Below are 22,057 nucleotides of genomic sequence, written 5' to 3' on the forward strand. Positions count from 1 at the left end.
CTCAGGACTCCTGGGTGACGGAGACGAGCACATCGTCCCCTTCGATCTTTACGGGGTACACGGGGACGGGGCGCGTCGCGGGAAGGCCGGACGGCTTGCCGGTGCGGAGGTCGAAGCTGGAGCCGTGCAGCCAGCACTCGATGGCGCAGTCCTCGACCTCGCCCTCGGAGAGGGAGACGTTCGCGTGCGAGCAGATGTCGTTGATCGCGAAGACCTCGCCCTCGGTGCGGACGACGGAGACCGGCGTGCCGTCGACCTCCACCCGCTTCGGGGTGTCCTCCTCCAGCTCGCTCGTCGAGCAGACGCGGACGAAGGCCATCAGACGGACGCCTCCAGTTCGGCCTCGATCTTCTCGATGAGCCGCTGCTCGACGTCGGCGAGGCCGATCTGCTGGACCAGCTCCGCGAAGAAGCCGCGGACGACGAGGCGGCGTGCCTCGGTCTCCGGGATGCCGCGGGCCATCAGGTAGAAGAGCTGCTCGTCGTCGAAGCGGCCGGTGGCGGAGGCGTGTCCGGCGCCGGCGATCTCACCGGTCTCGATCTCCAGGTTGGGCACCGAGTCGACCCGGGCGCCGTCGGTGAGGACGAGGTTCCGGTTCAGCTCGTAGGTGTCGGTGCCCTCGGCGGCGGCCTCGATCAGGACGTCGCCGATCCACACGGCGTGGGCGTCGTCGCCCTGCAGCGCGCCCTTGTAGGCGACGTTGGACTTGCAGTGCGGGACGTTGTGGGTGACCAGGAGGCGGTGCTCCTGGTGCTGGGCGGCGTCGGTGAAGTACAGGCCGAACAGCTCGGCCTCGCCGCCGGGCCCGGCGTACTCGACGCGCGGGTGGATCCGGACGAGGTCGCCGCCGAAGGTGATGACGACGGACTTGAAGGCGGCGTCGCGGCCGACGAGCGCGTTGTGCTGGGCGACGTGGACGGCCTTCGCGTCCCAGTCCTGGACCGAGACGACGGTCAGCTTGGCGCCGTCGCCCAGGATGTAGTCGACGTTGGCGGCGAGGACGGCGTCACCGGTGTGGTCGATGACGACGACGGCCTCCGCGAAGGCGCCCAGCTCGACGACCAGGTGCCCGAAGGAGGTGCCGCCCTGGCCGTGCACGCCGATACGGACGGGCTCGGAGAGCACCGCCTCCTTGGGCACGGTCACGACGGTGGCCTTCTCGAAGCCGGAGTACGCCTGCGCGGCGACCCGGTCGACCGGCGTACCGGCCCTGCCGAGCCGGGCGTCGTCGCGGCCGACGGTCTCGACGGTGACGGCGTCGGGCGCGGCCACCTCGACCCGCACGCCCTCACCGGTGGCGACGGCGGTGCCGTCGTGCAGCCCGCGCAGGCGCTCCAGCGGGGTGAACCGCCACTCCTCCTCGCGGCCGTGCGGGACCGGGAAGTCCGCGACATCGAAGGACGGCGGGGCGCTCATGCGGGTGGCGACGGTCGACTCTGCGGCCACCGCGAGGGAGCCGGCGGTGGTCGAGCCCACCGGGATGTTGTCAGCCATGGCTGTCGTGGTTTCTCTTCCTACGTGCGTACGTCGTCAAGTCGTGCGACCGCGCGGGCGCGGCGCGAAGGGGCCGCGCCCGTGCGGCGGGGTACGGGGGCCCGTCAGCCGACCGCGCCCTCCATCTGCAGCTCGATCAGCCGGTTCAGCTCCAGGGCGTACTCCATGGGCAGCTCCTTGGCGATCGGCTCGACGAAGCCGCGCACGATCATGGCCATGGCCTCGTCCTCGGACAGGCCGCGGCTCATCAGGTAGAAGAGCTGGTCCTCGGACACCTTGGAGACGGTCGCCTCGTGGCCCATGGACACGTCGTCCTCGCGCACGTCCACGTACGGGTACGTGTCGGAGCGGGAGATCGTGTCGACGAGCAGGGCGTCGCAGAGCACGTTGGACTTGGCCCCCGGGGCGCCCTCACCGATCTCGATGAGACCGCGGTAGGAGGTGCGGCCACCGCCTCGCGCCACCGACTTGGAGACGATGTTGGAGGAGGTGTTCGGCGCCATGTGGACCATCTTGGCGCCCGCGTCCTGGTGCTGGCCCTCGCCGGCGAAGGCGATGGACAGGGTCTCGCCCTTGGCGTGCTCGCCCATCAGGTAGACGGCCGGGTACTTCATGGTGACCTTGGAGCCGATGTTGCCGTCGACCCACTCCATGGTCGCGCCCTCGTAGGCCACGGCCCGCTTGGTGACCAGGTTGTAGACGTTGTTCGACCAGTTCTGGATGGTCGTGTACCGGCAGCGCGCGTTCTTCTTGACGATGATCTCGACGACGGCGCTGTGCAGCGAGTCGGAGGAGTAGATCGGCGCGGTGCAGCCCTCGACGTAGTGCACGTAGGCGCCCTCGTCGACGATGATCAGCGTCCGCTCGAACTGGCCCATGTTCTCGGTGTTGATCCGGAAGTAGGCCTGCAGCGGGATGTCCACGTGCACGCCCGGCGGCACGTAGATGAAGGAGCCGCCGGACCACACGGCGGTGTTCAGCGAGGCGAACTTGTTGTCACCGACCGGGATGACCGTGCCGAAGTACTCCTTGAAGAGCTCCGGGTGCTCCTTCAGCGCGGTGTCCGTGTCGAGGAAGATGACGCCCTGCGACTCCAGGTCCTCGCGGATCTGGTGGTAGACGACCTCGGACTCGTACTGGGCGGCGACACCGGCGACGAGGCGCTGCTTCTCCGCCTCGGGGATGCCGAGCTTGTCGTACGTGTTCTTGATGTCCTCCGGCAGGTCCTCCCAGGACTCGGCCTGGCGCTCGGTGGACCGCACGAAGTACTTGATGTTGTCGAAGTCGATGCCGGACAGGTCGGAGCCCCAGGTCGGCATGGGCTTCTTGTCGAAGAGGCGCAGACCCTTCAGCCGCAGCTTGAGCATCCACTCCGGCTCGTTCTTCTTCGCGGAGATGTCTCGGACGACGTCCTCGTTGAGTCCGCGCTTCGCGGCGGAGCCGGCCGCGTCGGAGTCGGCCCAGCCGTACTCGTACCGACCCAGGCCCTCAAGCTCGGGGTGGCTGATCTCGGTGGTCATGCGGGGTTCCTCCCGGCCGTACTGACGGATGCTGTCGAAGGGGTCTTCTGGGTCTTTGCGGATCTGGCTGCGGTCTTCCGCGGTTTTCGGCGTCCCGGGTCGTCGCCGTGCGCGCCGTGCGGGATGAACGTCGTGCAGACGCCGTCGCCGTGCGCGATGGTGGCCAGGCGCTGGACGTGGGTGCCGAGCAGCCGGGAGAAGATCTCCGTCTCCGCCTCGCAGAGCTGCGGGTAGCGCTCCGCCACATGGGCGACCGGGCAGTGGTGCTGGCACAGCTGCTGGCCGACCTGCCCGGCAGGGGCCTTGCGGGCCGTGGCAGCGTACCCGTCGGCGGTCAGGCACCTGGCCAGCGCCTCGGCGCGGGCCTCCGCCGGTGCGGCCTCGACGGCCTCCCGGTACGTCTCGACCTGGGCCTCGACCCGGTCGCGCGCGAAGGCCGCGACCGCGGCCTCGCCTCCGGCGTTCTGCTCGATCCAGCGCAGGGCGTCGACGGCCAGGGTGTCGTACGACTGGTCGAAGGCGTCCCGGCCGCAGTCGGTCAGGGCGAACACCTTGGCGGGCCGGCCACGGGTACGGGCCCCGTAGACACGCTGCTCACGCGGGGCGACCACGTCGTCGGCGACGAGTGCGTCGAGGTGCCGCCGGACGGCGGCCTGGGTGAGGCCGAGCCGCTGGGCGAGTTCCGCCACGGTGGACGGACCGTGGTCCAGGATCGACCGCGCGACCCGGTTGCGCGTCGAGCGCTCCCCGGTAGCGAACTCCTCCCCGGAGGCTGCGGGGGTCGCACCGACGTTTTTCACAACGCCATTGTTGCGTAATTCCCGAGGGGGTGACAAGCCGCCCCCCGATCACCCGACGGTGCCGTGCATCACTTAGGGAAACCTAACCTGACCTGCGCAAACGATCACCGGGCCGCCCCGGCCGGGTGTGGCCGAGACCCGTGGGCCGCGCACACCGCGCGGCTCCTTAGACTTCCTTCCCATGCGATACGAGTCCGCCGTCCAGGTCCGAGGCCTGGTCAAGCGGTACGGGACGAAAACCGCGGTGGACGGGCTCGACCTCGACGTCCGCGCGGGCACCGTCACCGCCGTTCTCGGCCCCAACGGAGCCGGAAAGACCACCACGATCGAGACCTGCGAGGGCTACCGGAGGCCGGACGCCGGCACGGTGACCGTCCTGGGCCTCGACCCCCGGCGGCAGGCAGCCGAGCTGCGCCCCCGCATCGGGGTGATGCTCCAGTCCGGCGGTGTCTACTCGGGCGCCCGCGCCGACGAGATGCTCCGCCACACGGCGAAACTGCACGCCCACCCGCTGGACGTGGACGCCCTGATCGAGCGCCTCGGCCTCGGCTCCTGCGGCCGCACGGCCTACCGCCGCCTCTCCGGCGGCCAGCAGCAGCGCCTGGCCCTGGCCATGGCCGTGGTGGGCCGCCCCGAGCTGGTCTTCCTCGACGAGCCGACCGCCGGGCTCGACCCGCAGGCGCGGCGATCGACCTGGGACCTGGTGCGGGAGCTGCGCGCGGACGGCGTGACCGTCGTCCTGACCACCCACTTCATGGACGAGGCCGAACAGCTCGCGGACGACGTGGCGATCATCGACGCGGGCCGCGTCGTCGCCCAGGGAAGCCCCGAGGAGCTGTGCCGGGGCGGCGCCGAGAACTCCCTGCGCTTCTCCGGCCGCCCCGCCCTGGACCTCGGCTCCCTGCTGAAGGCCCTCCCGGACGGCACGGCCGCCGCCGAGGTCGCCCCCGGCGCGTACCGCATCCACGGCACGGTCGACCCGCAGCTGCTGGCCACGGTCACCACGTGGTGCGCCCAGCACGGGGTGATGCCGGACCGCATCGCGGTGGAGCGGCACACGCTGGAGGACGTGTTCCTGGAACTGACGGGCAAGGAGCTTCGGGCATGACGCACCGCATCTGCCGGGGGTCCGGGGGTCGTCCCCCGGAGAAGAACAGCCTGGAACTGACGGGCAAGGAGCTTCGGGCATGAGCACAGGTACCTATGCCCCCAGGCCGGGCGCCGCGCCCGTGGGCCGGATGATCGCCGCGCAGGCGGCCCTGGAGACGAGGATGCTGCTCCGCAACGGGGAACAGCTCCTCCTGACGGTGATCATCCCGTCGCTCCTCCTGGTGCTGTTCTCGACCGTCGACATCGTCGACACCGGCGAGGGCAGGGCGGTGGACTTCCTGGCACCAGGGGTGCTCGCCCTGGCGGTCATGTCGACGGCGTTCACCGGCCAGGCCATCGCCACGGGCTTCGAGCGCCGCTACGGGGTGCTGAAGCGCCTGGCCGCGTCGCCGCTCCCCCGCTGGGCGCTGATGACGGCGAAGACCCTGTCGGTGCTGGTCACGGAGATCCTCCAGATCGTGCTGCTGACAGCCATCGCCCTGGCACTGGGCTGGTCGCCGCACGGCAGCCCGGTCTCCGTGCTCCTCCTCCTGGTGGCGGGCACGGCGGCGTTCTCGGGCCTCGGCCTGCTGATGGCGGGCACCCTCAAGGCCGAGGCGACGCTGGCGGCGGCGAACCTGGTCTTCCTGCTGCTGCTCGTGGGCGGCGGGGTGGTCGTCCCGCTGGACAAGTTCCCGGACGCGGCGCGGGCGGCGCTGGAACTGCTGCCGATCTCGGCGCTGTCGGGCGGACTGCGGGACGTGCTCCAGGAAGGGGCCGGGGTGCCGTGGGGCCAGCTCGGCATCCTGCTGGCCTGGGCGGCGGCGGGGCTCACCGCGGCGGCCCGCTTCTTCCGCTGGGAGTAGGCGCGTCCACTTTGCACCCCCCTCGTGAACGGATGCACAAGCCCCCGCCTACGATGAACCCGTGCTGAACCCCCTCGCCCTCATCGCGCAGCGCTGGACCCCGTCCCCCCGCACCCTCAGGCGAGCCACGCTGGCCGCCGTCGTCATGTCGGTCGTCATCATCGTGACCGGCGGTGCCGTCCGGCTGACCGGTTCCGGCCTCGGCTGCGACACCTGGCCCAAGTGCACGGACGACAGCCTGTTCGCCACGCCCGAGCAGGGCCTGCACGGAGCGATCGAGTTCGGCAACCGCATGCTGACCTACGTCCTGTCGGCGGCGGTCGGCTGGGCGATCATCGCGACCCGCTCGACGAAGCCGTGGCGCCGGGGGCTCAGCCGCCTGGGCTGGCTCCAGTTCTGGATCGTGCTGAGCAACGCGGTCATCGGCGGCATCACGGTGTGGATGGGCCTGAACCCCTGGACGGTGGCGGGCCACTTCATCGCCGCGAACGCGCTGCTTACGGTGGCGACCGTCACCTGGATCCGCGCCGGCGAGGGCGACGCGACCCCGCGACCCCGTGTACCGGGCCCGGTGAGGAAACTGGGCTGGGCGCTGGTCGCGGCAGCAGGCGTCCTGATCGTCGCAGGTACGGGGGTCACCGGCTCCGGCAAGCACGCGGGCGACAGCAGTGACGTCCCGCGCATGCCCTTCGACTACGCGTCGGTGGCCCAGGCCCACGCGATGCTCGCGTGGCTGGTCTGCGCCCTGGCCGTGGCGATGTTCCTGGCCCTCCGCGTGGTGGACGCCCCCGACGACCTCCGGGCCCGGGCCCGCGACCTGCTGCTGGTCCTCCTCCTCCAGGGCGGGATCGGCTACGCCCAGTACTTCACGGGCGTCCCGGAACTCCTGGTCGGCACCCACATGCTCGGCTCGGCCCTCCTGTGGATCGCGGTCCTGCGGCTGGCCCTCGCGATGCGCGAACGCCCGTCGGGACCGGCGGCCCCGGTCCCGCCCCAGCCCGCGGCCACGGAGCCAGCCACCACAGCTTGAGCCTCCACGCGGGGCAAGCGCTCGGCGCCTGGGGCACACCTCTCGGCACCCCATGGTGTCCCCCACACGCCGAACAGCCCTGAAGCGGGCCGGGCCCGTCATGCGCCCGACGTGCCCGGCCGGAGCTTGAGTCACGTGGTCGTGTTGGCGGCACACCCGGGACTCCAGGGGCACTGGCAGAGGGGCCACGCTGAAGAGAACATGGGCGCCAGGTCCTCTGTGCTGCGGATCACCCTCGTGGGCCCCCAGGTCCTCCCAGAATCCCTGGACACGCGCATCGTCAGCAGCGGACGTTCAGCGTTCATGGAGGTGCTCTTCGCCTGCGGCGCCGTCACTGGTGCCCCTCCGGATGGCGGCGCAGGAGAACGTTGCAGTCGGAGACCGTCGTCATGTCGCCCCCGGCTCGGGCACGTTCTCGGACCTCGGCCAGTTCGGTACATCCCGCACAGCTGTCCACCGGGGCGGGCTCATGGTCGGTCAGGCGCAGGGGAAGCTCTACGGGCCGTGTGCTGTAGCGCGTCGGTTCGGTCATGACAGCCAGCGTCCGCCTATAGCGGATCCAGGAGTAGCGGCCTGCTGTCGGCCAGTTGTAGGCCAGACTTGAGCCATGCACAGCAGCATCGGGGCCAACATCAAGCGCCTTCGTCGGCAACTTGGTTGGTCGCAGACACGGTTGGCATACGAGGTGTGTCGTTCCTCCGGGGTCGTCGGGGAGCCCGTAGGACGCCAGGAGGTGTCCCGATGGGAAACCGGCAAGCGGACCCCACGGGAGTGGCTTCCGTTCATTGCCAAGGCCCTCGGAGTACCGGTTTCGGCTCTCACGAGAGCGCAGGGAGCGGATGCCTCGCTGCTGTTGCCCACTACGAGGGAACAGCGCCGAGACGACTACGCACAGAGCATCCGAAGCATTTCCCAGCGGCTGATCGCCCTGGACAACGAACTGCACGGTCTCCCCATCGCCGCGAGCGCCGTCCGGGCCTTCGCGACCGTACACCGGCGTCTTGGGGAGGGTGATTACGAGCCTCGGTACGAGCGCGAGATCCGGGCCGCCGCCGCCGAGCTCGCGGAAATCGCCAACTGGGCACTCTTCAATGAGGGGAACTTCAAGGCGTCCCGTAGGTACGGCCAGGAAGCGATCTTCCTTGCGAAGCTTGCCGGTGATCGTTCCACAGAGCTGATCACGCTACAGAACCTCGGGATGCTGGCCGGGTGGACGGGCAGGGCCCGGGAAGAACTGGCCATCGCCGGATCCGTGCTTGATCAAGGGGGGCTGAGCCCAAGGGTTGAGGCCTTGTTCCGAGCGCGAGAGGGGCAGGGTCTGGCAGGCTCGGGACGAGCCACAGAGGCCGAGCGTGTCTTCGACAAGGCGCGCTCTCTACTCCAGGACAGCGCTCCGGGTACGGAGCCATCCTGGGCATGGTGGGTCTCGGATCAGGAGATCGACAGGCAGCAAGGGCGTATACTCCACGAGACGGGGCGGTATGCAAAGGCCATCCCCCTCTTGGAGCGGGCCATGGAGGCTGACGGGGCGGGGGTCGGTTATGCCAACGTGGCCCGCGTGCGGCTGCTGGACAGCCTGCTCCAGGTGGAGGACTGGTGGACGGCGGAGCAGGAAACTCTGAAGCTGATGCACTCAGTGAGAGAGATGGCCAGCGTCGCGACCCTCAACATCTTGGAGCGAGTAGTCGACCAAGGCAGGAATCTGCCTGGTGCTCCCAGAAGTCTCCGCGAGGCACTGCACGAGATCGAATCAACCATGAGGGACGATCCGTACGAAATCTGATGCACCTGATTGGACTGCCCGCGCGCCCCGCAGGAGAACAGCAGCCCACCGAAGGGCGTGGCCTCCAGTAGCTCGGCGCCACGGCGATCCGCCCACCGGCCTGGGCGTAGTCATGCCGATCAAGACCTGCTCACCGTCGTCGTCCAGTATCAGTACAGGAGCGCTGTTCGGCAGCGGCGAGCTTCCGCCACCCGACCCTGCGGCGATCTCGCGGATCCGGCACCACGGCACGACTTCCTTGCGTAGCAGAGTGCGGTGGGTGATGCCGACTTCGTCTACCCGAACACCGATCCGCGCCCCGCAGACCGCGACGACCCGCCCCCATACATCCGCCGGAGGCTCCGATGACGATGCCGGGGATCGTGGGATCGTCGGTGCGGATCCCCGCTCCGAGGCCGAAGAATGCCGGGCCCGCGAGGACCAGGACCATCCTCTGCCCGACACTGCCGAACGTGACCGGCGCCATGTTCCGCCGTGTCATGCCATCCTCCCCTCCGCCGCTAACGCCAGCACCCATCCTGGTCACTCCCTCCCCAGTTGCCTGCATATCGGCAGGCACGCTGTGGACGCCTCCTGGCCTGCGCGGCCGGACAGCGCCGGAGCCGCAGAAGCCCCAGTCACCGGAGAGCGGCCGGTTCCGGGGACACCGGAACCGGCCGCATCGACCAGACATGCCGAGACTTACGCCCGACACCGCTTCTCAGCGGAATGTGATGACGACACCATCGATGAACGCCGCGGCGCCTATGACCGTGAATCCCACGCCCAGCACGCGCGCAAGGATCTGCGTCTCCTTCTCTCCACGAGGAGAAAACCCGGACAATGTACGCAATTTGCTTATCTTGCCCGGTTTTCTTGCATTAGCCAGGAACCAGACACCTACAAAGAGAAGGGGGAGCGCAACGCTGAAGATCAAGAACAGTTGCCCACCTACCGAGAGCTGCTCCTTGGCGAGGTCAGTCACGCTTCCTCCAGAGAGAGTTAGATGAAAAGCTCAAGGGGCCGCCCACCTCGACTCGCCCCTTCAGGTCAGCAACTCGACGCCGGGAACCACAAGAGCCTGTCATCAATAACATCACAGCCTGGAAGCAATAATCCATAGCGGCCAAAAACTCAGACCCAGCGACCCCAGCCGAATACCGCAATGAATGCGCATTTCAAGGCCTTATCGCGAGAGACTCCCCTCGCCCTGAAGTAAACGAACATCACCACAAGGGCGAGCAGCAGGCCACCAGCAGACGCAGCGCTCCAGAAGAGCCCTGCGAAGAAGCCGATCACAACAAGCGCCACCACTGCTACAACGACACCGAGGAACGCGTCCTTACCATCGGAGCGCATCGCTTCTCTCAACTCCCTCCTCTCGCTGGGGGAATTTTCTTGATCTTCTCTCATTGCATCACCCCGGTTCATGCAGATCGGACTCAAGCCTTTCACTTCTCCTCTACGCCTTGGATGGGACCCCTCCAGGTCTAGAGAGGCCCCATCCAAGCTCATACCTAGAAGAGATACTCTCTGACTTTCTGATTAGCGATCCTCGTAGCTTCGGGTATTAGGCGCATACGCCCAACGCCCGCCAGCGGTGTACCAGGTTTCGGCCCAAGGACAAAACATCCACCAGGCCCCCTCCCGCATAGGGCGCCAGCTACCACGCCCACCCCTATGGACTTGGCCGTTTTTCCAACAAACTGGGAGGCACCACGTTCGCGTTCTTCCGGCGAGGCCACAGCCATGTGTGCACCCAACCCAGCAACAAACAAGGCACCGGCTCCCACTATAAATAGGCCAGCACCGCATACCGCCGAGGCGATGCATGCGAAGGTCCCTGCAGCAGCGGCGAAGGTGATCACCTTGCTCACGCCGTAATGCTTCCACCAGTCCGAATTACCGAGCCTCTGGTCCCAGGCCTTGTGGACCGTGTTATCCCACGCCGCCCTAAGGTTTCCCTTCTTGATGCTGCCCCAAATACCGTCCTTCCTGCGTTGCTCCGCCTGCTCCTTGGCCCGGGCCGCGGCCTGGGCATCAGCTCGTGCCTTGTTCAGGGCCTTGGTGTGGGACGCGGCGCGAGCGCGGGCGTTGTGGTCGTCGATCATGTAGTGCGCGGGGTTCGCGCGGTAGGCCTTGTACTTCTTCTGGGAGACCGGGTCCTTCTTCGGGGCCTGGTTCCAGACCCACTTGCCGCTCTTCTTGGTGTAGGAGCCGGTGGTCATGCCGCGGTCCTGCGCCCAGTAGTAGTCGGCTACGCCGTTGCCGCCGACCGGGCCATCCGGGCGGAGGCCGTCCGGGTCGGACTTGGTCAGCGGGTTGTTGTGGGCGTAGCTGTAGGCGTTCATCTGGGCCGGGTCGCCGTGGTCGATGATGGGGTCGACCGACAGGAATCGGCCTAGCGTCGGATCGTACTCGCGGGCGCCCAAGTGGGTAAGCCCCGTCGGGTCGTTGGTGCCACCTATGAAGCCTCGGAAGCCAAAGGCGCTCGACTGGGCGGTGCGGAGCTTGCCGAACGGGAGCTGCTTCCGGCGGGTGACCGCGAGGCTTGTGAAGGCGATGGCCGTCATGGCCGTGCCCTGGTGGTCACTGATCAGGAAGGAGATCCCCGATCCGGTGCGGACCGCGACCGTTTCGCCGCCGTGGGTGTAGTAGCGGGTGCCGGTCTTGGTGCCGTTGGCCGCGAGGCGGAGTTGGTCGCCGCTCGGGAGGGTCAGCACACTGCTGCCGTCCGCGTTCTTGGCGATCAGCCGGTTGCCGTCGGCGTCGTACAGGTAGCTCGTGGTCTTGCCGGACTCAGACAGGGTGGCCAGGTGGCCTTCGCTGTCCCAGGTCAGGTCCTGGACCTTGGTACCGATGGTGCGCTTGGTGGTGTTGCCGGCCTCGTCGTACTGGAAGCTGCTGACGCGGCCGTTGGCGGCGCCACCGGTGACGGTGGCCTGCTGCACAGCGTGCGGGAGGCCAGTGGTGGCGGCTCGGTGGGTATAGGTGGTTGTCGCGCCCGCCAGCTGGTCGGTCTCGCTCGTGCGGTTGCCGAGCTTGTCGTAGCCGTAGCTCAGCCAGTACGCGTCCGGACCGCCGACCGACGTCGTGGACGGAGCAGTGGCGCAGTCCGACTTCGCGGTCCATGCCTTGGTGAGACGGCCGAGTGCGTCGTTGGTGAAGCACTGGCGATCGGTGGAGGCCGACGCGTCCTGGCCGCTCACTGTGGTGATGCCGGTGACGTTGCCGGACGGGTCGTAGCGGTAGGTGGTGTCGTCGACGCGCTGCGGCGCAAGGTCGCGGTCGGTGGTCTGCCGGACCAGGCGGCCGGTGTGCTCGTCGTAGACCCGGGTCTTGTAGACCCGCTTGCCGAGCAGTCCGAGTTCGGTGCGCACGGGGCGGTCGAAGGTGTCGTACTGCGTGGAGTTGACCAGGGTGATCGGTCCGGCCGTGGTCTTGTAGGGCAGGCGGCCCTCGGCGTACACGGTGGTGACCCGCTCGGAGGGCACATTCCCCACGGCCGGGTGGAGGGTCCACTCCGGCGCGCCGGTCTCCGCGTCGTAGCCGTGACTCCAGCTGTACGTGCCTGCCAGTCCACCGGCCGCGGACGGGACGGTGAGTGTGGTCCTGGTCGGCTGGTAGCGGTCGTTGTAGCCGCCGACGGCCGTGGTGTACGCGGCGCCGCCCGACTGACGGGTGCTGCTGGTGGGCAAGCCCTTGGCGAGCGTGTCGTACGTCCAGGTCGCCAGCGTGGCGGTGCCGTTCTTCACGGCGGTCTTGCGGCCGAGCTTGTCGTAGACGGTCGTCAGGGTCACCTTGCGCGCGTCCTCGACGGCGGTGACGCGGCCCGCGTCGTCGTACGTGAGGCGGGACGTTCCCTTGTCCGGGTCGTCGGCCGTGATCTGCTGGCCGCGCTGGTCGAAGGTGTACGTCCAGGCGTTGCCCGCCGGGTCGGTGACCTTCGTCGGCGCGCTGTACTTGCCGTACGTGTACGTCGTGGCCTGGTAGGCCGTGCGGGCGGCGTCGGTGTACTCGCGCAGCTCCGTCTCACGGCCACGGGCGTCGATGACCGTGGTCGTGGCCGTTCCGCCCTTGGGCGGGATCACAGTGGTGCGGTCACCGCCGTACACGTATCGGGTACGCCACTGCTCGTCGCCCTTCTTCAGGGACAGCGCGTCGGTGACCCGGCCCAGACCGTCGTACAGGTTCTGCGCGGCCGACGGGATCTGGTTGACCGACTTGGCCGTGTACAACGTCGTCGACGGGGCGATCTCGGCGTAGTAGGGGCTGTAGGTCTGCCAGGCCCAGCCTCGGGTGTCGTAGTGGGTCTCCGTCATGACGCTGTGCGGTGAGCCGTGAGCGAGTGCCTGGGTCTGGCGCTCGCGCAGCAGGCCGTCGTAGAGCGTGTGGGTGGTGCGGTACGAGCCGTCCTGCTGGAGCGCCTTGGCGGTGACGGCGTTCGCCTGGGTCTTGGAGATCTTGTACGTGTACTGGGCGGACGGCTGGGTGGCGTGGTCGGCCTTGGGCCAGCCGGGCTCCCACACCTTCAGCACGCGGCCGAGGCCGTCGTGGACGGCGTCCGTGCGCTTGCCGTTGGCGTCGGTGACGGCGTTGGCGATGCCGCGCACAGGGTCGTAGACCGTGGTCGTGGTGTGGCCGAGGGCGTTGGTCTCGGTCATCTTGGTCGGCGGGGCGTTGACCGCCGGGGTGTAGGCCGTGGTCGTGGTGTTGCCGAGCGCGTCGGTGTCCGTGAGCTCGCGGCCGTGCTGGTCGTACGTGTGGCGAGCCGTGGTGAGGTAGCCGGTGCCGGCCGCGTTCTGTTCCTCCAGGCGGGTCACGTCACCCTTGACGGGCGCGGTGGTGAGCGAGGTCGCGTTGTCGTAGTAGCGACGCTCGGTCGAGATCAGGTCGGTGGGCAGGTTCGGCGTGGTGCCGCACGGCTTGGCGACGGTCTTGATCTCGGCGGGCAGGTCGAGGATGTTCTTGCCTGTGTTGCGGGCGTAGGTGGTGGTCGTGCACTGCTCGTCACCAGACTTGGCCGTGTCACCGAGCCTCGACTCGGTGAGGACATGGCCGGTGGAGTCGAAGGTGCGGGTGGTCTGCGTACGGCGCCAGCCCGTGCCGACCGCGATGCGGGTCTTCTCGCTCTTGCCGCCCGTGGCGTACGCCTTGCGGGACGGCAGGCCCCCGGAGCGGGTCTCGGTCGCCGTGGCCGCCGAGAGCCACGGTTCGTAGCTGGTCGCGGACTCCAGCCCGCCGCCGTCGCCGTTGTAGGTGAGTTCCTCCCGGGTCATGCCCGAGAAGGCCTCCTTGTCGCTGACGGCGATGCCCTCGCTGTCCTTGACCGCAGCCCCGTCGACGCCGCGGAAGTAGCGGTACTCCTTCAGCGTGCGCTTGTCGGGGGCGGCTCCGGTCCGGACCTGGACACGGCTGTAGCCCTTACGGTCGCCGTAGGTGAGGTGCTCGGCCTTGGTGAACTCGTCGTCCTTCGACTTGGCCCACGCCATTCCGTCGAGGTAGGTGTAGTCGGTCTGCTTGGCGGGGGCGCCGCCGGTGTTGTCCGTCTCCAGGACCTGGGTGACCACGTAGCTGTGGAACCAGTCCAGGTACGGCTCGTAGTTGTCGCCCGGCGAGTCCGGCGGGGACCACTTCACCGGGTAGCAGCGGCGGGTGTTCGACGAGGGTGACGGTATGTCCCCGGCCTTGCAGTCCTGCGGCGAGTAGGTGACGCCGATCGTGCCGCCGGTCTCGGTGGTGATGCCGTACACGCGGTAGCGCCACATCGGCGGCACCGGGTCGGGGGAACCACCAGTGGTGGCGCCCTCGACGCGGTTGGGGAGGGTCTGCCCCTTGAACGTCACGGACGGCAGGGTGACGGTGCCGGTGCCCGTGTGGCCGCTGCGGGTGATCGACGCCAGCCAGAGGGCCGGGCTGGTGCCGTCGCCGGTGGACGGGAACTGGTGGGTGAGCGCCCAGGAGTCGACGGGCTTGAAGGCGGAGCCGTTCCACGCCGAGGTGGCGACCTTCGTCAGCCGCTTCCGGGTCCAGTAGGACGGCGAGTAGCGGTCCTTGCAGTTCGTTCCGGCAGCGCAGTACTGGTCGAACGGCACGTCCGGCCAGTTCTTGGCGTTGGTGCTGTCGAAGGTTCCACAGTTGGTCAGGCAGCGTTCGCTGTAGGTGAACTCGACCTTGGCAGTGGGCTGTCCGTGGTGGTCGCCGGCGCGCAGGCCGTAGTCGATGCGCTTGAGGTAGCCACCCCGGTCGTAGGGGGTGGCGGTGGAGTTGCCGGTGTTCGGGTCGACGTTCCGGCCGTAGTGGTTCTTCTCCTTGGCCCAGTAGTACGTCATGGCGTCACCGTGCGGGTCCTCGACCGCGTCGAGGTTCCACCGCCACGCCTGCTGGCACCAGGCGTCCTTGAAGGAGGCGTTGTAGCAGGGCTCGCCGGAGTGGTTGCCGAATACCGGCACAGTCCAGACCGAGTTGGTCTCCTCCTTGCCGGAGGACCAGCCCGGTGCGCGGTTGACGCCGAAGGAGTACCTGGTGCCGTCCGGCGTGGTGACCTGCCAGTACTCGCCGTTGTTGTCACCGTTGTTGTTGCTGCCCGTGAGCTTGACGATCTTCGTACCGTCGTCGCTCTCCAGATGCCACTCGCCGCTGGCCGAATCCCGGATGAGCTGGTTGGAGCGGCCACCGAGGTTGAGGACGGCGTTGTCCTTCTTCCAGCACAGGTCGCCCACCTTGGCGGTGGTGTTGTTGCTGCCCGTCTTGTCGTCGGTACAGGGGATGTACTGGCGCTCGATGTAACCGGGCTCCATCGACCAGCCGTCACCGATGATGCTGCCCTGGTTGTTCGTTGCGGCGGTACGCCCGTCGATGGACTGCGAGCTGTAGCCCAGTTTCAGCTGCGGGCTGACGTCGCCAGGCACGTCCGGCGTGGCGATGTCGTAGCTCCAGGTGAAGCCACCGTTGGAGCCGCCTGCCGCCCAGGAAGAGGACGGGGCGAGCGAGGTCGCCTTGAAGCTGCCCGAGGCGCCGGCCGCCGAAGCGGTGGCGGCGAGCACCGTGGCACTGTCCGCGGCCGCCAGCCCGACAGTGGCGGAAAGCGTGCCGGCCTTGGCGTCGTTGGTGGTGGCCAGCTCGCGCGGGGTGGCGCAGTCCTTCTTCTCCGGGGTGGTCAGGGCGCAGGCCGGCAGCTCGTGAAGCCGCAGCCGGGACGCCCAGTCGCCTCCGTAGGCGTGACGGAAGCCGTCGTAGTCGACCTCGACGTCGACCTTCCCCTTCGCCTTGCCGTGTGGCCGCACGGACAGGACGACGCCGTCCACGCCGAGCGCCTCGGTGGCGCTCCGGTCGAGGACGGCGACGCTCACACGCTCGTCCGGGGCGGACTTGCCGCCGGACTTCGACACCCGAACCGGCAGGGCGTTGTCGGCAGTGGTACGGGCCGGTGCCGACTGTTTGGCAGCCGACTTGGCGCCCGACGCCCCGAGCGGGACGGTCACCGTGGCGGCCGATGGCCAGGACACCTTGGGGGCGCCCCGCCATTCCTTGCTCTTCGTCTGGTCGACCGGTCCGGCCTTGTCAGGCTTGACCCGCTCGACAGGCACAGGATCGGGCTCATTCAGCGCCGACAGTGCCAATTGCGATGCCGCGGCCACGGGCCCGCCCAGCAGACCCGCGAAAAGGAGGCCGGCCAAGAGCACGGCCACCGCTCTGACTCTTCCACGTCTCGTGCCGCGGACAGCACGAATTCCCCTACCCCTAACCATGCACAGAGCTCCCCACTCTGGTTGACATAGATCACTGCAGCGGAGGGACGGTAACAGCGCTCATCCATGGCACTCGGGTTTCCGAGGCGCCGTTTCGGCCATTCCTCGACAGCGGAATGAACTGCTCCCTACCGATCCGCCCGTCCGCGACTGTTTTGACCTTCTCGATTCAAGCCATATCAATTGATGTTCCGAGGGCGGCGTGTCGGGAAGCTGGCCGCGCCACGTACTAATGTCGAGGACCGCTTCGGGTAACGGTTTGCCTGAGTCCCTCCTTGAACTCGGGTGATTTCCGAACCGGGCGTGTCCGCCTTGTATCCCAGCAAGGGGATGGGGGATATTGCGGCGCTGGCGGGGGTTCCGGAATCGGCACCCCCCGTTGCGTGCTGAGCAACTCCGAGAAGCCGAATTTGCGAGGGGGAAGAAATGTCGATGGGCTCTCACCATCGTGTCCCGAGCCGGGGCCGAAGATCGCGCTGGGCGGCCACAGCCGCCGTCGCAGCGGCCGCGCTCACCGCGCCGCTGATAGCCGCGCACCCCGCGGCAACGGCTCCGTCCAAGTCGACGACGGTGGCCGAACAGGAATCCGAAGAGAAGCTCGCGCTCGCCTCGGCGGCCGAGAACGGCAAGCCGGTCGAGGTCCTCTCCCGGCGCAGCGAGACAGCCCAGACCTTCGCGAACCCGGACGGGTCGTTCACCCAGGACACGTACGCGACCGCGCAGTTCGTGCGCAAGGACGGCAAGCTGATGCCGTTCGACACGTCACTCAAGTCCAACGCCGACGGGACGTTCTCTCCTCGGGTCACCGATGTGAAGGTCACGTTCTCCGGCGGCGGCAGCGGCCCCCTCGCCATGGTCGAACGGGACGGCCGCAATATGGCCTGGAGCTGGCCCAAGCCTCTTCCCGAACCGACCGTCGACGGCGACAGCGTCACCTATGCGAACGTCCTGCCGGACGTCGACCTCAAGCTCAGGGCTGGCACCGCAGGCTTCGGTCAGCTCCTGATCGTGCGTTCGGCCAAGGCCGCCGCTCACCCGGACCTCAACACCATCAAGCTGCCGCTGACGACCAACGGGCTGACGGTGAAGACCGACCCGCACGGCAACATGCGTGCGGTCAACCCTGCCGGGCAGGAGGTCTTCACGGCCCCCACGCCGATGATGTGGGACAGCACCCCTGCCTCGGCAAAGACGAACGCAGCATCGGCGCCGAGTAGCAGAGACACACCCCCGCCGCCACCCGCGAACGAGTTCGAGGCACCTCTGGGCGCACGCGACGCCGCGATGGACGTCCGGGTCGACGGCGGCGAGCTGTCCCTGACTCCCGACCCGGAGGTCCTCAGGGGACCGGACACCACCTACCCCGTGTACATCGACCCGGCCGTCTCAGGGGCGCGCGAGGCGTGGGCGATCGTCACCAAGGCCTACCCCAAGACGGCCTACTACAACGGCAACGGCTGGAGAGACGGCGACGGGGACACCAAGACCGACTACGCCCGGGTCGGGTGGCCAGGCGACACCCTGTCGCGGTCGTTCTTCCGCATGGACTCCAACAACCTGTGGAACACCAACAAGATCATTTCCAAGTCGACGTTCCGCATCAAGAACACCCACTCCTACTCCTGCAACGACCGGCCCGTGGAACTCTGGCTGACGGGGAGCATCAGCTCCTCCACCACCTGGGACAACCAGCCAACCTGGAAGAACAGGGTGTCCACGGTGAACGACTCCCGGGGCTACAGCTCCTCCTGTCCCGCGGGAAACCTCGCCTTCGACGCCACCTCCGCCGCGAAGAACGCCGCCTCCAGCCGCTGGAACAACGTCACGCTGGGGCTCCGGGTGCCGCTGAGCAGCGAGGGTGACAAGTACGCCTACAAGCGCTTCGACGCGCGTACGGCCGTGCTGTCCACGACGTACAACACCGCCCCGAACGCTCCCACCAGCCTGGACACCATCCCGAGCGCCGGCTGCAAGACGACCTCCCCCTACGGGCTGATCGGGAACACGGACGTCTACCTCACCGCCAAGGTGTCCGACGCCGACGGCGGCACGGTCAAGGCCCAGTTCCGCGCCTGGGGCAACAACGACCTCGGCTCGTCGGCCGCGATCTTCGACCAGACGGTCTCCGCGACCTCGGGCACGGTGGCCAAGGTCAAGGTTCCCAAGACGACCCTGGCCGCGAAGGAGGCGGTCGCCAAGGGTGTCTTCCGCTGGAAGGTGCGAACGTACGACGGCAGTGCCTACTCCGCGTGGGTTCCCGGTACCGCCTGCGGATTCCTGTTCGACTCCGCCCGGCCGTCGCTCCCGCCCGGTGTGAGCTCCACCCAGTTCCCCGACGGTTCGGACGGCTGGCCGCTCGACACCTCCGCCGTGCGCACCCAGGGAACGTTCACCTTCACCTCAGGCGGCGTCAGTGACGTCACCAAGTACGAGTACTGGTCCGACAGCGACGGCACGCACCGGTTCGTCACGCCGAGCACCGCCGGCGGCAGTGTCTCGGTCACCATCACTCCGACCGTCGTCGGTTCCAATCGCCTCTACGTGGTCAGCCACGACAAGGCCGGGAACCTCTCCGACCGGCAGACCTACCTGTTCTACGCCGACGGCCCGACCGTGCCCGACAAGCCACGCGACATCAACGGCAGCGGCGGGGCCGACCTGTGGGCCATCAGCGCCTCCGGGCAGCTCACCCGCCACTTCGGAGCCACCGACGGCAGCCTCACCAAGGCGAGCTCGCCCGCCAGCGCCGACGACTTCTCCGGCGCCCACATCACGCACTACGACGACTGGACCGGCGACGCCTTCGTCGACCTGATCGCGCTGCAGAAGGACACCGCGACCGGCAGCCACCGGCTGTGGCTGTACGAGAACGACGGATCGGGCGGCGTCTGCGCGACGAACTGCGCCGCCCACCCCCGGCAGGAGCTGACCGTCTACGACCCCGGCAACAACCACTGGGAGAACGGCGTCAGGCAGATCCTCGCCATCGGCGACCTCGACGGCCCCCTCGACGTCGACGCCGACGGGACCCCGGACATCCCGGGCTACCCCGACCTGCTGGTCAACGACGGCACCCACCTGTGGCTCTACTACGGAGCCCCGGACAACCGCCTGGACTCCGGCCGCGACCCGCTGCTGCTGGCCGGGCCGGACGACCCCATCGCCGCCGGCTCCACGACCCTGAACGGGGTCACCCTTATGGCGGTGGGCGACTTCGACTCCGACGGCCGCAACGACCTGGGCGTCCGCTTCGACGACCCCGGCATCGGCAAGCTCTTCATCTACTGGGGCGGCGACCAGGACGGCGCCGGCATGGCCGACCCCGCCCACCGCGGCCAGTACGCCGCCCAGTACGACTGGAGCACCGCTACGGCCCCGCTGATCACCGCGGCACCGGCGGCGAGCGGCAACGGCAAGATCGGCTTCTGGTTCACCAGGCCGAACTCGGGTGACCTGCGCTTCCTGACCAACTTCACGAGGCCGGACTCCACGTTCAGCGTGGCGGCGACCGACTTCTCGGGATACCAGCGCATCAGCTGACTCCGAAGAGCGGTGAGGGGAAGCCGCTGCGGCTTCCCCTCACCGCCGTCCGCCGTCGTCCCTCCCCACTCAGATCCAGTTCAAAGCGGAGCCCCCTCATGTCCAAGGTCATCGGATACGCCTCCGGGGTCTTCGACCTCTTCCACATAGGCCACCTCAACCTCCTGCGGCACGCCAAGGCCAGGTGTGACTACCTGGTCGCAGGTGTCCTCACCGACGAAGCCGCCTGTCACAAGGGCCACGCACCCGTCGTTCCACTCCGTGAATGGCTGGAGATCGTCCAGGCCGTGGACTTCGTGGACGAGGCCGTCGTCGACTCCACACTTGAGAAGATGGAGGCGTGGGAACAGGTCGGATTCCACCGCCTGTTCAAGGGCGATGACTGGAAGTGCACGCCGCGAGGAGCCCAGTGGGAGCGTGACTTCGCCGCAGTAGGCGTCGAGGTCGTCTACCTGACCTACACGATGCACGTCTCCAGCACGAAGCTTCGCCAGATGGTCAAGGCCCTGATCACGGACGGCCGGATCCCGTCCCAGCAATCTGCCCTCCGAAAGATCCGCCAGCCATGTCGAGAACGCGCGGCCTGCTCCGTCCCCGGGGTGAACGCGACCACAATGGGTCGCACGAGCACCGAGGAGAGAGATCATGGCCAAGTACCTGCTGCTCAAGCACTACCGCGGCGCCCCGGCTCCGGTCAACGACGTGCCCATGGAGCAGTGGACGCCGGAGGAGATCTCGGCGCACATGCGGTACATGCACGACTTCGCGGCCCGGCTGGAGGAGAGCGGCGAGTTCGTCGACGGGCAGGCGCTCGCACCCGAAGGCATGTGGGTCCGGTACGACGGTGAGGGGCGCCCGCCTGTCACCGACGGGCCGTTCGCCGAGACCAAGGACCTCGTCGCCGGGTGGATGGTGATCGACGTCGACAGCCGCGAGCGTGCCGTCGAGCTGGCCGGGGAGCTGTCGGCCGCCCCCGGGGCCGGTGGGAAGCCGATCCACGAGTGGCTGGAGGTGCGCCCGTTCCTGGCAGCGAATCCCACCATCACCGAATGCCATGGATGAGGCGCTGCTGAGGAGCCTCACTCCGGGCGTGCTCGCCGTCCTCGTCCGTCGCGGAGCCGACTTCGCGGCGGCCGAGGACGCCGTACAGGACGCACTGGTCGAGGCGATCCGCGTCTGGCCCGCCGGCCCTCCACGGGACCCGAAGGGCTGGCTGGTCACCGTGGCCTGGCGCAGGTTCCTGGACGCGGCCCGGGCAGACGCCGCACGCCGCCGGCGGGAGGATCTCGTCGGCGAGGAACCGGTGCCCGGGCCCGCGCCCGCGGTGGACGACACGCTCCGGCTCTACTTCCTGTGCGCTCACCCGTCGCTGACACCGTCGTCCGCGGTCGCGCTCACGCTGCGGGCCGTCGGCGGGCTCACCACCCGCCAGATCGCGCGGGCCTATCTGGTGCCCGAGGCGACCATGGCGCAGCGGATCAGCAGGGCCAAGCGCACGGTCTCCTCCGCACGGTTCGACCGGCCCGGGGACGTCGCCACCGTGCTGCGCGTCCTGTACCTGGTCTTCAACGAGGGCTACTCCGGCGACGTCGACCTCGCCGCCGAGGCCATCCGGCTCACCCGGCAGCTCGCGGCCGTCATCGACCACCCCGAGGTGGCGGGGCTGCTCGCCCTCATGCTGCTCCACCACGCCCGGCGCGGTGCGCGGACCGCGCCCGACGGCAGCCTGGTGCCGCTCGCGGAGCAGGACCGCGGCCGGTGGGACACCCAGTCGATCACCGAGGGCGTCGGGATCCTGCAGGCGGCCCTCGCCCGCGACCGGCTGGGCGAGTTCCAGGCCCAGGCCGCCATCGCAGCGCTCCACGCCGACGCGCCCACCGCCGGGGAGACCGACTGGGTGCAGATCGTCGAGTGGTACGACGAGCTGATGCGGCTGACCGACAGCCCGGTCGTCCTGCTCAACCGCGCGGTCGCCGTCGGTGAGGCCGACGGACCCCGCGCCGGACTGGCGGCGCTCGCCGCGCTGGACTCCTCCCTGCCCCGCCACGCCGCCGCGGCGGCGTACCTCCACGAGCGCGACGGCGACCTGACGGCGGCGGCAAGGCTGTACGCCGAGGCGGCCCGGAAGGCGCCCAGCACCGCCGAGCGCGACCATCTGATGCGCCGGGCCGCCCGGCTCAACTCCCGCCGAGGTCACTGACGGAA

Annotated in this window: 15 protein-coding genes and 1 pseudogene; 8 read left to right on the forward strand and 8 right to left on the reverse strand. The window is 68.6% G+C overall.

Annotation, left to right across the window (positions count from 1 at the left end):
- Position 1 precedes the first annotated feature (1 nt).
- The 4 genes from I3F58_RS08575 to I3F58_RS08590 all read right to left on the reverse strand — a co-directional run bounded on the left by I3F58_RS08575 (position 2) and on the right by I3F58_RS08590 (position 3,814).
- Positions 2 to 319: a bifunctional 3-phenylpropionate/cinnamic acid dioxygenase ferredoxin subunit gene (locus I3F58_RS08575; RefSeq protein ID WP_240107668.1), complete on the reverse strand. Its 318-nt coding sequence runs from the start codon at positions 317 to 319 to the stop codon at positions 2 to 4.
- Positions 319 to 1,494, reverse strand: coding sequence for a Fe-S cluster assembly protein SufD (gene sufD / locus I3F58_RS08580; RefSeq protein WP_240107669.1), 1,176 nt, complete (start codon positions 1,492 to 1,494; stop codon positions 319 to 321). Before sufD ends, I3F58_RS08575 begins: the two co-directional genes overlap by 1 nt.
- A 104-nt stretch (positions 1,495 to 1,598) precedes the next feature.
- Positions 1,599 to 3,014 carry a Fe-S cluster assembly protein SufB gene (gene sufB, locus I3F58_RS08585; protein WP_240107670.1) on the reverse strand — a complete coding sequence of 472 codons (1,416 nt, stop codon included), beginning with the start codon at positions 3,012 to 3,014 and terminating at the stop codon, positions 1,599 to 1,601.
- Positions 3,011 to 3,814 carry a metalloregulator ArsR/SmtB family transcription factor gene (locus tag I3F58_RS08590; protein WP_240107671.1) on the reverse strand — a complete coding sequence of 268 codons (804 nt, stop codon included), beginning with the start codon at positions 3,812 to 3,814 and terminating at the stop codon, positions 3,011 to 3,013. The genes sufB and I3F58_RS08590 overlap by 4 nt, the downstream gene beginning before the upstream one ends.
- 181 nt (positions 3,815 to 3,995) lie before the next feature.
- Between I3F58_RS08590 and I3F58_RS08595 the strand changes: the two genes are divergently transcribed.
- From I3F58_RS08595 to I3F58_RS08605, 3 genes are all read left to right on the forward strand, one after another.
- Positions 3,996 to 4,922: an ABC transporter ATP-binding protein gene (locus tag I3F58_RS08595; RefSeq protein ID WP_240107672.1), complete on the forward strand. Its 927-nt coding sequence runs from the start codon at positions 3,996 to 3,998 to the stop codon at positions 4,920 to 4,922.
- Positions 4,923 to 5,001: 79 nt separating this feature from the next.
- Complete coding sequence (locus tag I3F58_RS08600; protein WP_240107673.1) at positions 5,002 to 5,769, forward strand: ABC transporter permease; 768 nt, start codon at positions 5,002 to 5,004, stop codon at positions 5,767 to 5,769.
- A 61-nt stretch (positions 5,770 to 5,830) separates the two neighbouring features.
- Entirely contained in the window at positions 5,831 to 6,799 is a 969-nt protein-coding gene (locus I3F58_RS08605) for a heme A synthase (protein ID WP_240107674.1), read from the forward strand.
- A 331-nt stretch (positions 6,800 to 7,130) separates the two neighbouring features.
- Here the strand turns inward: I3F58_RS08605 and I3F58_RS08610 are convergent, their stop codons facing one another.
- On the reverse strand, positions 7,131 to 7,331 hold the full coding sequence (locus tag I3F58_RS08610) for a hypothetical protein (RefSeq protein ID WP_240107675.1): 201 nt from the start codon (positions 7,329 to 7,331) through the stop codon (positions 7,131 to 7,133).
- A gap of 75 nt (positions 7,332 to 7,406) precedes the next feature.
- Between I3F58_RS08610 and I3F58_RS08615 the strand changes: the two genes are divergently transcribed.
- Positions 7,407 to 8,582, forward strand: a complete 1,176-nt coding sequence (locus I3F58_RS08615) for a helix-turn-helix transcriptional regulator (protein ID WP_240107676.1) — start codon at positions 7,407 to 7,409, stop codon at positions 8,580 to 8,582.
- A gap of 700 nt (positions 8,583 to 9,282) precedes the next feature.
- On the opposite strand, the gene I3F58_RS08620 is transcribed toward I3F58_RS08615, so the two are convergent.
- From I3F58_RS08620 to I3F58_RS29310, 3 genes are all read right to left on the reverse strand, one after another.
- On the reverse strand, positions 9,283 to 9,546 hold the full coding sequence (locus I3F58_RS08620) for a hypothetical protein (RefSeq protein WP_240107677.1): 264 nt from the start codon (positions 9,544 to 9,546) through the stop codon (positions 9,283 to 9,285).
- Positions 9,547 to 9,695: 149 nt separating this feature from the next.
- Positions 9,696 to 10,076, reverse strand: a complete 381-nt coding sequence (locus I3F58_RS08625) for a hypothetical protein (RefSeq protein ID WP_240107678.1) — start codon at positions 10,074 to 10,076, stop codon at positions 9,696 to 9,698.
- Between the two features lie 2 nt (positions 10,077 to 10,078).
- Entirely contained in the window at positions 10,079 to 16,150 is a 6,072-nt protein-coding gene (locus tag I3F58_RS29310) for an RHS repeat-associated core domain-containing protein (RefSeq protein WP_308354970.1), read from the reverse strand.
- A gap of 594 nt (positions 16,151 to 16,744) precedes the next feature.
- On the opposite strand from I3F58_RS29310, the gene I3F58_RS08640 reads away from it, so the two are divergent.
- The 4 genes and pseudogenes from I3F58_RS08640 (at position 16,745) to I3F58_RS08655 (ending at position 22,052) form a co-directional block, all read left to right on the forward strand.
- Entirely contained in the window at positions 16,745 to 19,852 is a 3,108-nt protein-coding gene (locus I3F58_RS08640) for a VCBS repeat-containing protein (protein ID WP_240107679.1), read from the forward strand.
- A gap of 98 nt (positions 19,853 to 19,950) precedes the next feature.
- A pseudogene (locus tag I3F58_RS08645) lies at positions 19,951 to 20,367 on the forward strand (adenylyltransferase/cytidyltransferase family protein); the annotation flags it as partial.
- 130 nt (positions 20,368 to 20,497) lie between these two features.
- Positions 20,498 to 20,914: a YciI family protein gene (locus I3F58_RS08650; protein WP_240107680.1), complete on the forward strand. Its 417-nt coding sequence runs from the start codon at positions 20,498 to 20,500 to the stop codon at positions 20,912 to 20,914.
- Positions 20,907 to 22,052: an RNA polymerase sigma factor gene (locus tag I3F58_RS08655; protein WP_240107681.1), complete on the forward strand. Its 1,146-nt coding sequence runs from the start codon at positions 20,907 to 20,909 to the stop codon at positions 22,050 to 22,052. Before I3F58_RS08650 ends, I3F58_RS08655 begins: the two co-directional genes overlap by 8 nt.
- Positions 22,053 to 22,057: the final 5 nt, after the last annotated feature.

It is taken from the genome of Streptomyces sp. MUM 203J (assembly GCF_022414595.1).
In the GTDB taxonomy this organism is placed as follows: Bacteria; Actinomycetota; Actinomycetes; order Streptomycetales; family Streptomycetaceae; genus Streptomyces.